This is a genomic window from Pseudomonas sp. Lz4W, assembly GCF_000346225.2.
In the GTDB taxonomy this organism is placed as follows: domain Bacteria; phylum Pseudomonadota; class Gammaproteobacteria; order Pseudomonadales; family Pseudomonadaceae; genus Aquipseudomonas; species Aquipseudomonas paraversuta.
Window position 1 is genome coordinate 438,877 of sequence record NZ_CP017432.1, and the last position, 13,522, is coordinate 452,398.

Here is a 13,522-nt window from a genome sequence, read left to right on the forward strand (position 1 = left end):
GTTTGCCATGGCTGATTACAAAGCGCCCCTGCGCGATATGCGCTTCGTCCTCAATGAGGTTTTCGAGGTCGCCTCTCTTTGGGCGCAATTGCCTGCATTAGCAGAAACCGTCGATGTTGAAACTGTTGAAGCCATTCTTGAGGAGGCGGGCAAAGTAACTGCCAAAAGCATCGCGCCGTTGAGCCGCAGCGGCGACGAAGAAGGCTGCCACTGGAAAGACACCGTAGTCACTACGCCAGCCGGTTTCGTCGATGCCTACAGGACCTACACTGAAGGCGGTTGGGTCGGCGTGGGCGGCGCCCCCGAGTTCGGCGGAATGGGCATGCCCAAGTCGGTATCGGCCCAGGTTGAAGAAATGATCAACTCCTCCAGCCTGGCTTTCGGCCTGTATCCCATGCTGACGGCCGGGGCCTGTGTATCGATCAACGCTCACGCCAGTGAAGAGTTGAAAGCCACTTACCTGCCCAATATGTATTCGGGGGTGTGGGCGGGCTCCATGTGCCTCACCGAGCCACATGCCGGTACCGATCTGGGGATTATTCGCACCAGGGCCGAGCCTCAGGCTGATGGTTCCTACAAAGTCAGTGGCACCAAGATTTTCATCACCGGTGGCGAGCACGACCTCACCGAAAACATTATCCATCTGGTCCTGGCCAAACTGCCGGATGCTCCGGCGGGGCCCAAAGGCATTTCGCTGTTTCTGGTGCCCAAGTTCATGGTGCATGCCGATGGCAGCCTGGGTGAGCGCAACCCGGTTACCTGTGGTTCCATCGAACACAAAATGGGAATTCAGGCTTCAGCCACTTGCGTCATGAACTTCGACGAAGCCGTGGGTTATCTGGTGGGCGAGCCCAACCGTGGATTGGCCGCGATGTTCACCATGATGAACTACGAGCGTCTGGGCGTCGGTATTCAGGGCCTGGCCTCGGGCGAACGCTCGTATCAGAACGCGGTGGAATACGCCCGCGACCGCCTGCAAGGGCGTGCTGCAACCGGCGCTCAGGCCAAGGACAAAGTGGCTGACCCGATCATCGTTCATGCTGACGTACGCCGCATGCTCCTGACCATGAAAGCCTGCAACGAAGGCGGACGTGCATTTTCCACCTATGTCGCCAATCAGCTGGATATTGCCAAGTTCAGCGAAGACCCGGCGGCGCGTGAACGGGCCGATGCCCTGGTGGCGTTACTGACCCCTGTGGCCAAGGCCTTTTTGACCGATCTGGGGCTGGAAACCACCGTGCATGGCCAGCAAGTGTTTGGCGGCCATGGCTATATTCGTGAGTGGGGTCAGGAGCAACTGGTGCGCGATGTGCGTATCACCCAGATCTACGAAGGCACTAACGGCATTCAGGCGCTGGACTTGATGGGCCGCAAGGTGGTTGGCAACCGCGGGGCTTACTACCGGATGTTTGCCGATGAAATCCGCCAGTTCATCGCAGCGCAATCCAGCGACTTGAGCGAGTTTACCCAGCCCCTGGCGGCCGCTCTGGACACCCTTGACCAACTGACAGCCTGGGTTCTGGACCGCTCGCAAAATAATCCCGATGAAATCGGCGCGGCATCGGTCGAGTACCTGCAGGTTTTTGGTTACACGACCTATGCCTACATGTGGGCATTGATGGCCAAGGCTGCTTTGGGCAAAGAGTCCGAAGAAGCCTTTTATGTCAGCAAACTGGGCACTGCACGCTTCTACTTCGCGCGTTTGCTGCCACGTATTCACTCGCTGAGCGCCTCGGTCAAGGCTGGTAGCGAGTCGCTTTACCTGCTGGACGAAGCGCACTTCTGAAATCATTTCAGAGCCATGTAAGCATTTGCTTACATGGCGTACTGCCATTCGCCCATATCGCCAGATTGGATCCATGGGTAATCTACTTATCAGGGACGTAGAGCAGGAAGCTCAAAGCAACAACAGGGACACGTAGGATTCTGCCAGGAAGGCGGAGTGAAAAGGATGTCAGGGAAACAGTCTGCAAAACCCCGCCTAGGCGGGGTTTTCTTTTTTGTGCGTCTGAATTTTGCTGGGCCCCGGCCGACAATAGATATCCTGCGGGAGCCGGCCTGGCGGCGATGGCATCATCGTTTTTGTTCAGATGGCCGCCCTTGCTGCACCGCTGCAAGCCGGTTTGCACTACAACAGCGCTGCATCCTTGGGATGCCTCACGTCTTCCAGCAATGTGCGCAGTAATTCGAGCGTCGCTTGCTGGCGCTGTACATCGCGACACACCAACCCCACCTTCAGCGGCACCCGCGGTTCACTGAGGGGCTTCCAGAGCAGTACTTGATTTTCATGTTCCTGGCGCGAGCGCCCCGGCAGTACGGTCGCCAGCCTGGTATGGGGCAGGCTTTCGAGAATTCCGGCCATGGTGTTCAGCTCAGCCTGAACCTGTGGCCGACGGCCCAGGCTCGCGAGCTGGCTCTTCCAGATTTGCCGCACCTGAAACTCCTCCCCCAGCAGCAACATCGGCAGTTCGGCAGCCTGGGTCAGTGACACCTTCTTGAATTCGCGTAACGGATGGTCGGCTGGAATTACCAGTTGCAACTCGTCTTCGTACAGCAACATGCCGTTCAGCCCCGGCTGACGTGGCGGCAGATAGCTGATCCCGATGTCGAGGGAACCATTGAGCAGGCGCCGTTCAATCTCGATGCCGGTCAGTTCGTAGATTTGCACCACCAGATGCGGCTGGGCCTGACGCACGCGTTCGAGCATTTGCGGCACCAGGCTGGTATGCACGGTTTGCAGCACGCCGATGGCAATGGTGCGCAGGGCCTGGCCCTGGAAGTTGCTTAGAGCCTCTTTGGCCCGTTGCAGACCATCGAGTAGTGGCAAGGCGTGGTTGTACAAGGTATGCGCAGCGAGCGTCGGTAGCAGGCGTTTACTGCTGCGCTCAAAGAGGCTGACGTCGAGGTTGTGCTCCAGGTGGCGTATCTGTTGCGAGAGCGCCGGTTGCGAGATGGACAAACGCTCGGCAGCACGGCCCACATGGCCTTCTTCGTAGACCGCGACGAAATAACGCAGTTGCTTGAAATCCATAAGTAATGCTTATCGAAAATGCTTAAAAAACGAAATGGCTCAAAGGCCCGACGACGCCTAGTCTACCCCCATTCCACAAGGGCCGTAGAGCCTGAGAGCCAGAAGATTACTGATTTGCACGAGGTTTTTTGCATAGGAAAGGCAATACGTTTTGCCGGTGGCGTTGTCACCCATGCACAAGACTCACGGTTGCATATCGGATCTGCTTATGAGCACAAGGTCTGCCTGCATGAACCTGTTCAACCTGCGTCGCCCCCGATCCAGCCATCACCTGCTGGAGGCTGAGTCCGTTCCGTCAGTTCATGACAGCCGCCAGTCCCGGGCCTGCCTGATGCCCAGCGTGGAGCGCGCGGCTCAAGTCTTTGTGCGGGGCCAGGGGTCGTGGCTGTGGGACAGTGAAAGCCGTGCTTATCTGGACTTTTACCAGGGCGGTGCAGTCAATAGCCTGGGGCATAGCCCGGCCGTATTGATCAAGGCGATGGCAGATCAGGCGCAGGCACTGATCAATCCCGGGTCGGCTTTTTACAATCCGGGCATGTTGGGCCTGGCCGAGCGCTTGTGCGCAAGCACCGGCAGTGACCAGGTGCATTTTCTCAATACCGGAGCCGAGGCCAACGAGGGCGCGATCAAACTGGCGCGCAAGTGGGGCCAGTTGCATCGTGGCGGTGCCCACCGAGTTATTACCGCCACCCAAAGTTGCCACGGTCGCAGCTTTGGCGCGATGTCCGCCTCCGGCTGCGGCACCTTTGATAATCGCTTTGAACCGCAATTGCCGGGCTTTATCAACGTACCGTTCAACGACCTGCCGGCGCTGCACGCCGCCGTCGATGCGCAGACCGTGGCCATCATGCTGGAGCCGGTACAGAGCGATGCCGGTGTGATTCCGGCGACCGGGCATTACCTCAAGGGCGTCGAACGCCTGTGTCGCGAGTTGGGCATCTTGCTGATTCTGGATGAAGTCCAGACCGGTATGGGCCGCTGTGGCACCTTGCTGGCAGAACAGAACTACGGCGTACGTGCCGACATCGTAACCCTGGGCAAAGGCCTGGGCGGCGGCGTGCCATTGGCCGCGTTACTGGCGCGTGGCAAGGCCTGTTGCCTGGAACCGGGAGAGCTGGGTGGCACCCATCATGGCAATGCATTGATGACCGCTGCCGGTGGTGCGGTGCTTGAGACGCTGCTGGAAAAAGGTTTCTTGCAGCAGGTGCGGGACACCGGTCACTACTTGCGCGAGGGGCTGGCCCGTCTGGCAAGCCGTTATGCCCAGGGCGAACTGCGTGGTCAGGGCATGTTCTGGGGGCTGACCCTGTCGGATGATTCGGCGCAGGCAGTGGTAAAGGCGGCGTTATACGAAGGTTTGCTGATCAGCGCTCCGCAGCCCGACTGTCTGCGTTTCACCCCTGCGCTGTGTGTCAGTAAAGGCAACATCGATGAGATGCTGCTGCGTCTGGCCCGGGCGTTTGCCCGGGTACGGACAGCACAATTGCAGTGCCGCAGAATCTAGAGCCATACAGAATTCAATGAACCGTCTCGCGGTGTACCGCGCGCCCTGTGCCAGTTTTGTTTGGCACGGGGCGTTTTTTTGTCCCGGATGAGTGCCGACTGAACCTTTTAATCACGTGCGCAGTCGATTAACTGTAGGGCCCGATTGGGCCCGCTATTAATTGGGAGCTGAACTCATGGACCTTATTAAAATCATTTTTGCGATCTTGCTCCCTCCACTTGGCGTGTTCATGCAAGTGGGATTTGCCGGCGCATTCTGGCTGAATATTCTGCTGACCTTGTGCGGATACATCCCGGGGATCGTGCACGCGGTGTGGATCATCGCCAAGCGCTAACCTGTGGCCGGAACTTCCTGATGCGCCGCTGACGTTGCAGGAGCGAGCAAGCTCGTTCCTGCAGGTGGTGTGCAGTCCAGGGGTTATCTGGCCAGCAACTCGCTATAAAACAACCATTCCTGTTCCAGTGCGTGTTCCTGGTTTTTGGCCCTGCGAAACCCGTGGTGTTCATCGGGATAGTAATGCGCCCGGGCCGGGATGCCGTTGTATTGCAGCGCCTCGAGCATGTCCCGTGTCTGCTGCGGGACCACCACGGCGTCCAGCTCGCCCTGGAAGAAAATCACCGGCACGCGGATCTGGCTGGCGTGCAGTAACGGGGTGCGGGCCGCGTAGCGTTCGGCATCCCGTTGCGGGTCGCCGATCAGCCAGTCGAGGTAATCGCCCTCAAACTTGTGGGTGCTGCGTGCCAGGGCGACCGGATCGCTGACCCCGTACAGACTGGCGCCCGCGCGGAAGACATTGTGGAATGCCAGCGCGCACAAGGTGGTGTAGCCACCCGCGCTGCCGCCACGAATAAACGCGCGTTCGCCATCGATCAAGTCCTGTGCCGCGAGGTAGCTGACCACGGCGCAGGCGTCTTCAACATCCACTTCACCCCATTGCAGATGCAGGGCCTGGCGATATTCCCGGCCATAGCCACTGCTGCCGCGGTAGTTCAGGTCGGCGACGGCAAAGCCGCGTTGGGTCCAGTACTGGATACGCGGGTCAAGCATCGGGTAGCAGGCCGATGTCGGGCCTCCGTGAACAAACACCAGCAATGGCGGTTTGGTTTCGCCGTGCATTGCCGGGTAGAAAAAGCCATGGGCTTCGCCGCCCCCGGACGGGTAGCGCAGGGTATGTGGCCGGCTGATTTGCCCGGGGGGGAGCGGCGCAATGCCACCGGCCAAAACGTTGATCTGTTTGTCGTGGCGGCGGATGGCAATGACGGCCGAGGGGCTGACCGGTGATGCGGCAATGCAATAGATGAACTCATCATCCAGCGCCAGGGAGCGAAAGCGGCTGTAGTCTGCGGTGTAATCTTCAAGATGGCCGTCAGGCGTATGGATGCCCAGGCGTCCGAAACCGGCCTCGGTCCAGCTGGCCAGATAGGCCTTGTCGCCCAGGGGCAGCCAGGTACTTGCGCCCAGTTGCCAGGGTGCCGGGGCGTGATCGGCGGCGGCACTTGGCGCAGGTATCAGGCCTTCGGCAAATTGTGCCCAGGGCTGCCAGAAGCCGGCACGATCGGTAAGGCAATACAGGCGACTGTATTCGTCGAAGCGCGGCTGTTGCAGCGACTCTTCGCGCAGATCTCCGGCGATGCAGCGTGGGGTATTCCAGTGCCCATCGATGTTACCTTCCGCCAGCATCAGGCGGGTCGACGTCCACGGCTGATGCGGCCGGCTCCATTCGATCCAGGCCAGGCGTTGACCGTCTGGGCTCAGGGTGGGCGCCGCGTAGAAATCGGCGCCTTCAGCCAGTACCCGGCGCTCAAGGGTCTTGAGGCTGATGCTCACCAGTCGATGGGTTTCGACATTTTCCTCGACGGCCAGTATGTGCCCGTCAGCGTATTGCACATCGCCATAGCGGCAAATGCCCCGGGTCAGGGCCTGGGGGGCCTTGTCATCCAGGGTTTGCAGATACAGTTGCTGGTCGGATTCGTTGACGAACACCACCCCGTTATCGCTCAGGCAGAACGCGCCGCCGCCGTACTCGTAGACCCGGCTGCGAACACTGAAACCCTCGGGTGTCAGGCAATGTGCCTGGCCGTCGCGCCAGTGCCAGATGCGACAGGCCGCGTCGGTGGGGCGGTACTCATTCCAGAACAGCCCTTTTGGGCCGACCCGCAGCTCTGCGAAATCGACCCCGGCGGCTACGGCGAGTGCGGCACTGAAAGGTTCAGCCTTTTGCGATGAGACGTGAGTTTCGATCATTTCGGAACGCCAGTTGTTCGATGGTCTGGGTGGCGTGCTCGGCTTCTTCGCGCGCCTTGAGAATCAAGTCGTGTTGTGGCGATTTGCTGCAAACCGGGTCCGCATTGCTGGCATCGCCCGTGAGCATGAAGGCCTGACAACGACAACCGCCAAAGTCCTTTTCCTTCTCGTCGCACGAGCGGCAAGGCTCGGGCATCCAGTCATAGCCTCGAAAACGATTGAAGCCGAAGGAGTCATACCAGATGTGTTGCATGCTGTGGTCGCGTACGTTGGGGAACTCGACCGGCATCTGCCGTGCACCATGACACGGCAAGGCGGTGCCGTCAGGTGTCACGGTCAAAAAGATGCTGCCCCAGCCATTCATACAGGCCTTGGGTCGCTCTTCGTAATAGTCCGGGGTGACGAAAATCAGTTTGCAGGGATGGCCTTCGGCGGCCAGTTTGGCCCGGTATTCATTGGTGATGCGCTCCGCCCGCACCAGCTGTTCTTTGGTCGGCAGCAGTCCGACCCGGTTGAGCTGGGCCCAGCCGTAGAACTGGCAGGTGGCAAGCTCGACGAAGTCGGCCTCAAGGGCGATGCACAGCTCGATAATGCGATCGATCTTGTCGATATTGTGCCGATGGGTGACGAAGTTCAGCACCATCGGGTAGCCGTGGGCCTTCACGGCGCGGGCCATTTCAAGTTTTTGCGCGAAGGCTTTTTTCGAACCGGCCAGCAGGTTGTTCACCTGTTCGTCACTGGCCTGGAAACTGATCTGGATATGGTCCAGGCCGGCCTTTTTGAAGTCGCTGATTTTCTGCTCGGTGAGGCCGATGCCGGAAGTGATCAGGTTGGTGTAGAAGCCCAGCTTGCGGGCTTCGGCGATCAGCTCGGCGAGGTCCTGACGCACCAGCGGTTCGCCCCCTGAAAAACCGAGCTGGGCGGCGCCCATTTCCCGGGCTTCACGGAACACCTTGAACCATTGCTCGGTGCTTAGCTCTTTGCCCTGCTGGGCGAAGTCCAGCGGGTTGGAGCAATAGGGGCATTGCAGCGGGCAGCGGTAGGTCAATTCGGCCAGCAGCCAGAGCGGCAGGCCGATTTCCGGTTTGGGCGGGATACGGCTGTCAGGCAAGTTCGATCCAGTGCTCTGCACGAGCGACCTCCATAAATTGCTCGATGTCTGCGCCGAGCTCGGGTACGCCGGGGAACTGTTGGTCCAGTTCACCAATAATGGCGGCTACGTCACGCTGGCCATCTATCAGGCCACCGATCAATGCCGCGCTGTCGTTGAGTTTGATCATGCCTTCGGGGTACAGCAGCACATGGCCTTTTTGCGCGGGCTCGTATTGAAAGCGATAGCCCTGGCGCCAGGTCGGGATTTTGCTGCGATCGAAGCTCATAGGGTGATTCCTTTGTGCCAGACCCGTTGGTCGGTCACGCTGTGATAGGGCGGGCGGTCCAGCTCGTAGGCCATGGTCATGGCATCGAGCATGCTCCAGAGAATGTCCAGTTTGAACTGCAGAATCTCCAGCATGCGTTGCTGACCCTGGTAAGTGGTGTAGTGCTGCAAGGTAATCGCCAGCCCATGTTCCACATCGCGCCGGGCCTGGCCCAGGCGGGTGCGGAAGTACTCGTAGCCGGCAGGATCGATCCACGGGTAGTGCTGCGGCCAGCTGTCGAGCCGTGACTGGTGGATCTGCGGCGCGAACATCTCGGTCAGGGAGCTGCTGGCGGCTTCTTCCCAGCTGGCGCGGCGGGCGAAATTGACATAGGCATCCACGGCAAAGCGAACGCCGGGCAGGACCAGTTCCTGGGAACGCAGTTGCTCCGGGTCCAGCCCTACTGCCTGGCCCAGCCGCAGCCAGGCTTCGATACCGCCGTCTTCGCCGGGGGCGCCGTCGTGGTCGAGCATGCGCTGAATCCACTCGCGGCGTACTTCCCGGTCGGGGCAGTTGGCCAGAATAGCGGCGTCCTTGAGCGGGATATTCACCTGATAGTAGAAGCGGTTGGCGACCCAGCCCTGAATCTGCTCGCGGGTCGCGCGGCCTTCGTACATCGCCACCTGATAAGGGTGATAGATGTGGTAGTAGGCGCCCTTGGCCCGCAGGGCGGCTTCGAATTCGGTGGTGCTGAGAGGGGCGTGGGTCATGGTGCCTCCAGAAAATACGTTTTTGCAGTCGCTGCCGCTGGCTGCGACTACAGGGTTTTGCGGGTCAGAGCTCGATACTCATGCCGTCAAAGGCCACTTCAACCCCCCGGCGGGCCAGTTCGGCACGTTCGGCAGAGTCTTCGTCGAGGATCGGGTTGGTGTTGTTAATGTGGATCAGGACTTTGCGCTGCCCGGGCAATTGCTCAAGCACTTCGAGCATGCCACCGGGGCCGTTTTGTGCCAGATGGCCCATTTCACGACCGGTACGGGTGCCGACGCCACGGCGCTGCATTTCGTCGTCGTCCCACAGCGTGCCGTCCACCAGCAGGCAGTCGCTGCCGGCCATGATGTCCAGCAATGGCCCGTCGACCTTGCCCAGTCCCGGGGCGTAGAACAGTTTGCCGCCGGTGCGCAGGTCTTCGACGATCAGGCCGATGTTGTCGCCGGGGTGCGGGTCGAAGCGATGCGCAGAATAGGGCGGCGCAGCACTGCGCAAGGGCAGAGGACTAAAGCGCAGGTTCGGGCAGGCCGGGATGGTGAACGTGCCTTCAAGCTCGATGCGGTGCCAGTTGAGACCGCCGTTCCAGTGCTTGAGCATGGTGAATAACGGGAAGCCGGTGCTCAGGTCTTCATGAACCATGTCGGTGCACCACACGTCATGGGGGCAGCCTTCGCGCAGGCTCAGCAGGCCTGTGGTGTGGTCAATCTGGCTGTCCATCAGAACAATGGCGCTGATCCCCGTGTCACGCAGGGCGCGGCCTGGCTGCATGGGGGCAAAACTTTGCAGTTGCGCACGAATGTCGGGTGACGTGTTGCACAGAACCCAGTTCACGCCGTCATCGGAGATTGCAATCGAGGACTGGGTTCGGGCCTTGGCGTTCAGTGTGCCATCGCGAAAACCCGCACAGTTGACGCAGTTACAGTTCCACTGCGGGAAGCCGCCGCCAGCGGCGGAACCTAGAATCTGGACAAACATGGCATGCTCTCTTGCAATTCTGAAAATAAAAACGCCCCGGCGAACCGAGGCGTTGGGTTGCTCTGCTCAGCTCTGTTGTGCACAGAAGCAGCGCAGATCAACGGCTAGCGAAATACATGGTGACTTCGAAGCCAATACGCAGATCAGTGTAAGCAGGTTTTGTCCAAGCCATGAGGTAACTCCTTCAGCGGTAGTGGGTGGGGTCTCTAACGTTAGTCCGGCTCCCGAGGGAGTCGTTCCTGTGCTTAGGCGATCATGTTACTAAATCAGACCGTTCTTGAACGACCAATGTCGGAAAAAGCTCGTTACACAGATGGTAACGATCAGCTTCTCCCCTGATAAAACGTTTCAGTTGCAGTGTGTGTTGCGAGGCACAAGTAGCCGATATCAGCCTGGGCAATGTGCTGTGCCGCTTTCAGTGTAGTGCCTGGTTCCAGCGCCAGAAGCGCGGCGTAGAGGGCCTCGAGGTAATCCGACGGGTGGCCTGCCAGTTTGGCTTGCCACGACAGCTCAGCGGCCTGGAGCGCGCCCAGGGCCTCGGTCGAGAATTGCCGTGCCAAGGCATCACGAGCCTGGGTGAAAGAAGTTTCATCCAGCGAGCTGACCAATTGCGGCAAATCGGCGAGAAAGGTCCGGATGTGCCCGAAGATTTCAGCCGTTGAGGCGTGGGGTGATTGCACGCCGAACAGCAGGCCGGTCTGGCCATTGATTTGGCGCAAACCACTGAACACCGCGTAGCCCAATTGCAGCTCGCCCCTTAGCCGCTGATAGAACGGGGTTTGGGCGATATGGGCCAGCAGGCGCCAGGCCGCTTCAGCGCCGAGATTGCCCACTGGCGAAGGACAAAATAGGAGCAGGGCCTGTTCGCTGGAATCGCAGGGTTCGGTGTGCCAGAAGTGCCGGTTTGCAGATTCGGGCTCCTGTCTGATCTGTGCATCCGGGGTGCCGGGAACTCTGGCCAGTGCCGCTGTGATCAGCGACTGGGTGGCGGCGGGCAAACCGACAGCCAGCCCGTCCCACTGCGCCGTGGCCCAGCACTGCTGCAGATCGCCGGCCACATAGTCGCTACCAGGCTGGCAGACCTCGGGCAGGCGCTTGAGCAATTGGCGAATGGGTATCAATGGCCTGGCAGGGGGGGCGTTAGTCAATGGCCCGGTCGAGGGCGTAGCCAGTGCGCGCAGAGCGTGTTCGAGAATGGCGGGCATGGGCATCTGAAAGCCCTGCAGTTTCAGCAGCCAGTCATTGCCGCAAGGGCTGAACGACAGTTCGACCCCGGCCGCACGGGCATCTTGCTGCAGTGGGCGCAGGCTGTTTTCCAGGCCTGACAGCACGCCGTCTGCAGGTGTTGTGTGCAAGCGCCAGCGCAGGTAAATCGCTGCTTCGCCGTTATGGGCAGGCACCGCCGAACTGAAGTTCATTGCGGACATATCGCGACGGCTGCGCAAACGGTCCTGAGCAAAGGTGCGCAAGCCACGGTGAGCACTGGTTTGCCCGCGAATCAGGCCGGCACTGACCGGCTCTTTTGGTGCGCGCAAAAATGGATTGGCCGCCGGCAATTGCCAGGTGTGCCGGCAGGTCGAGACCGGCACGGGCTGCATCTGCCCCAGTATGGCTTTAAGGGCCGCCACGGCTTGATCCGACAACGGCCCCTCAGCTTGCTCGCAGTCCAGGCGGGCCAGTTCCATTGCGCCACAAACTTCCATCTGACGCTGTTGCAGTAAACGAAACTCCTCCCGCAGAGCGGGCCAGTCTTGTTGAGTGCTGAAGAACGCCAGCCAGTCGTAGAACATCTCGCTTATCTGTGTTGCGGTCTGAGTGATCTCGGCAGCTGCGCTGAACTCGATTTGCAACAGGGCCTGCCCCTTGAACTGATACAGCACCGCAGCTTTCAGGTTAGTGATCAGTTGCTGCTGGCATAGCCGGGCCACCAGGCCGTCGGGTTTATCGGCATTGATCCAGTGGCACAGAAAGTCCAGGGCCTGTCTGGAGGCGGGCGGCAGCTGCTCGAAGGCGAACATCAGGTTCAGGTGCTGGCCGTCGATGTGTTGATAGCCCGGCCCGGCATCAGTCATCAATCGGGGGGGCGCACTCTGTACAACGGTTTCTGCGCGTCGTAGTTCGGCGCAGCTGTGTTCAGCCAGTGCGGTCAGTTGATCTACGGATAGCGGCCCCGTCAGGCTGAGGCTCATTTGCCCGGTTTGATAGAACGCTTGGTAAAAGTCCTGCAGCGCCTGCTGAAAACTCTGGCGAGGTATTGGCAGGCTGTAACGGTTACCGGCATGGAAAGCCCTAAGCGGATGTGCCGGATTAAGGGGTTGCAGCAGTTTTAGCTGGTGCTGTGCCGAGGGCTCACGAGCCCAGGCGATAAATTCGGCATGCAGTACTTCGCGTTCGCGCAGTTGCTCATCCAAATTCATGCGCGGATGCGCGAGCATGTCGCACAACCGCTCAACACCGCCGGCAAAGGTATCGGCTGACAGCTCAAAGAAGAAGTCGGTGTGACGCTCGCTGGTTCTGGCATTCACTTGGCCGCCATGGCGTTGCACGTAGGCCATGAGGTTGTCTTGTGCCGGGAAGCGCTCCGTGCCGAGGAACAGCAAGTGCTCCAGAAAATGCGCGAGGCCGGGCCAGGCGGCGGGCACATCGTGACTGCCTGCGGCAACGCGCAATACGGCCGCGCAACGCTTGAGGCGCGGCTCATGGCGTACAGAAAGACTCAGACCGTTGTTCAGGGTCGAGCGTTGGGTGTGAGGGTGGTTCAGCGCAGGCATGGGCACTTCCGGAACAGAGAAGCGCTCATGCTAGCGGATTACGGGCAATTAGCGCTTGGTCAGCTCGTTGTAAAGTTCTGGGCGGCGATCGGCGAGGTAGGAATTGGCGGTTTTGGCAGCCAGCAGTTGCGGGTGTTCGAGGGTCGCAGCAATCAAGGTTTCGTCCTGTTTGGCCAGGGCAACCTGCCGGCCGTTGGGGGCGGCGATACTGCTTTGACCACAGTAATGGATATTTCCTTCATGCCCGCAATAGTTGGCGTAAGCCACGAAGCACTGGTTTTCGAAGGCGCGGCAGCGCACGGTGACATCGGCGATAAAGTCGTAGGGCACCATGTTGGCAGTGGGCACCACAATCAGTTCTGCACCGGCCAGGGCCAGACGCCGGGCATTTTCCGGGAACTCCAGGTCATAGCAAATCAGCAGGCCGAGCTTCCAGCCATTGAGCTCGACAACCGGGAACGCATCGGGACCCTGGCTGAACATGGAGTGATCCAGTTCACCGAAAAGATGGGTCTTGCGGTAGTTGCACAGGCTTTTGCCATGGGCATCGATCAACTGCACGCTGTTATAGATGTGCCCGTCGGCACCGCGCTCGGGGTAGCCGTACACGATCGCCTTGTTGGTGGTTTTGGCCAGCTCGGCAATTTGCTGCGCAGCGTCGCCGTCGTGGGTCTGTGCGAGTTCGGCCACGGCCCTGGCGCCGATGTTGTAGCCCGTGAGGAACATTTCGGGCAGCACCAGCAAGTCGACATCTTTGGATTGCCGCGCAATATTGCCTAAGCGCTGCAGGTTGCCCGCGACATCCAGCGGCAGGGGCGGGCATTGATAAAGGGCGACGCGCATGGGGTTCTCCGGTGTAAGTGCTGAC

General features: G+C 60.0%; 12 protein-coding genes. 3 read left to right on the forward strand and 9 right to left on the reverse strand.

The window, feature by feature from the left end; genetic code table 11:
• Nucleotides 1-7: 7 nt before the first annotated feature.
• A complete protein-coding gene (locus tag B195_RS02065; RefSeq protein ID WP_004419457.1) occupies nucleotides 8-1,786 on the forward strand; it encodes an acyl-CoA dehydrogenase C-terminal domain-containing protein in 1,779 nt (592 codons plus the stop codon).
• Between the two features lie 342 nt (nucleotides 1,787-2,128).
• On the opposite strand, the gene B195_RS02070 is transcribed toward B195_RS02065, so the two are convergent.
• Nucleotides 2,129-3,031 (reverse strand): LysR family transcriptional regulator, encoded by a 903-nt coding sequence (locus B195_RS02070; protein WP_004419455.1) that lies wholly within the window; start codon nucleotides 3,029-3,031, stop codon nucleotides 2,129-2,131.
• Between the two features lie 229 nt (nucleotides 3,032-3,260).
• On the opposite strand from B195_RS02070, the gene B195_RS02075 reads away from it, so the two are divergent.
• Together B195_RS02075 and B195_RS02080 are read left to right on the forward strand one after the other, a co-directional pair.
• Nucleotides 3,261-4,535 carry an aspartate aminotransferase family protein gene (locus B195_RS02075; protein WP_004419453.1) on the forward strand — a complete coding sequence of 425 codons (1,275 nt, stop codon included), beginning with the start codon at nucleotides 3,261-3,263 and terminating at the stop codon, nucleotides 4,533-4,535.
• Nucleotides 4,536-4,710: 175 nt separating this feature from the next.
• Nucleotides 4,711-4,869: a YqaE/Pmp3 family membrane protein gene (locus B195_RS02080; protein ID WP_004419451.1), complete on the forward strand. Its 159-nt coding sequence runs from the start codon at nucleotides 4,711-4,713 to the stop codon at nucleotides 4,867-4,869.
• 83 nt (nucleotides 4,870-4,952) lie between these two features.
• Here the strand turns inward: B195_RS02080 and B195_RS02085 are convergent, their stop codons facing one another.
• The 8 genes from B195_RS02085 to B195_RS02120 all read right to left on the reverse strand — a co-directional run bounded on the left by B195_RS02085 (nucleotide 4,953) and on the right by B195_RS02120 (nucleotide 13,497).
• A complete protein-coding gene (locus tag B195_RS02085) occupies nucleotides 4,953-6,779 on the reverse strand; it encodes a S9 family peptidase (RefSeq protein ID WP_004419450.1) in 1,827 nt (608 codons plus the stop codon).
• Nucleotides 6,745-7,890, reverse strand: coding sequence for a pyrroloquinoline quinone biosynthesis protein PqqE (pqqE, locus tag B195_RS02090; RefSeq protein ID WP_004419448.1), 1,146 nt, complete (start codon nucleotides 7,888-7,890; stop codon nucleotides 6,745-6,747). The genes B195_RS02085 and pqqE overlap by 35 nt, the downstream gene beginning before the upstream one ends.
• Complete coding sequence (gene pqqD / locus B195_RS02095) at nucleotides 7,883-8,158, reverse strand: pyrroloquinoline quinone biosynthesis peptide chaperone PqqD (protein WP_004419445.1); 276 nt, start codon at nucleotides 8,156-8,158, stop codon at nucleotides 7,883-7,885. Before pqqD ends, pqqE begins: the two co-directional genes overlap by 8 nt.
• The gene (pqqC, locus tag B195_RS02100; protein ID WP_004419443.1) at nucleotides 8,155-8,907 is read right to left on the reverse strand and encodes a pyrroloquinoline-quinone synthase PqqC; all 753 of its coding nucleotides are present in this window, start codon (nucleotides 8,905-8,907) and stop codon (nucleotides 8,155-8,157) included. The genes pqqD and pqqC overlap by 4 nt, the downstream gene beginning before the upstream one ends.
• Before the next feature lie 64 nt (nucleotides 8,908-8,971).
• Nucleotides 8,972-9,883 (reverse strand): pyrroloquinoline quinone biosynthesis protein PqqB, encoded by a 912-nt coding sequence (gene pqqB, locus B195_RS02105; protein WP_004419441.1) that lies wholly within the window; start codon nucleotides 9,881-9,883, stop codon nucleotides 8,972-8,974.
• Between the two features lie 97 nt (nucleotides 9,884-9,980).
• Nucleotides 9,981-10,055, reverse strand: a complete 75-nt coding sequence (gene pqqA / locus B195_RS02110) for a pyrroloquinoline quinone precursor peptide PqqA (RefSeq protein ID WP_003444522.1) — start codon at nucleotides 10,053-10,055, stop codon at nucleotides 9,981-9,983.
• Nucleotides 10,056-10,206: 151 nt separating this feature from the next.
• Complete coding sequence (gene pqqF, locus B195_RS02115; protein ID WP_003444521.1) at nucleotides 10,207-12,654, reverse strand: pyrroloquinoline quinone biosynthesis protein PqqF; 2,448 nt, start codon at nucleotides 12,652-12,654, stop codon at nucleotides 10,207-10,209.
• Between the two features lie 48 nt (nucleotides 12,655-12,702).
• The gene (locus tag B195_RS02120) at nucleotides 12,703-13,497 is read right to left on the reverse strand and encodes a carbon-nitrogen hydrolase family protein (RefSeq protein ID WP_003444520.1); all 795 of its coding nucleotides are present in this window, start codon (nucleotides 13,495-13,497) and stop codon (nucleotides 12,703-12,705) included.
• Nucleotides 13,498-13,522 lie beyond the last annotated feature (25 nt).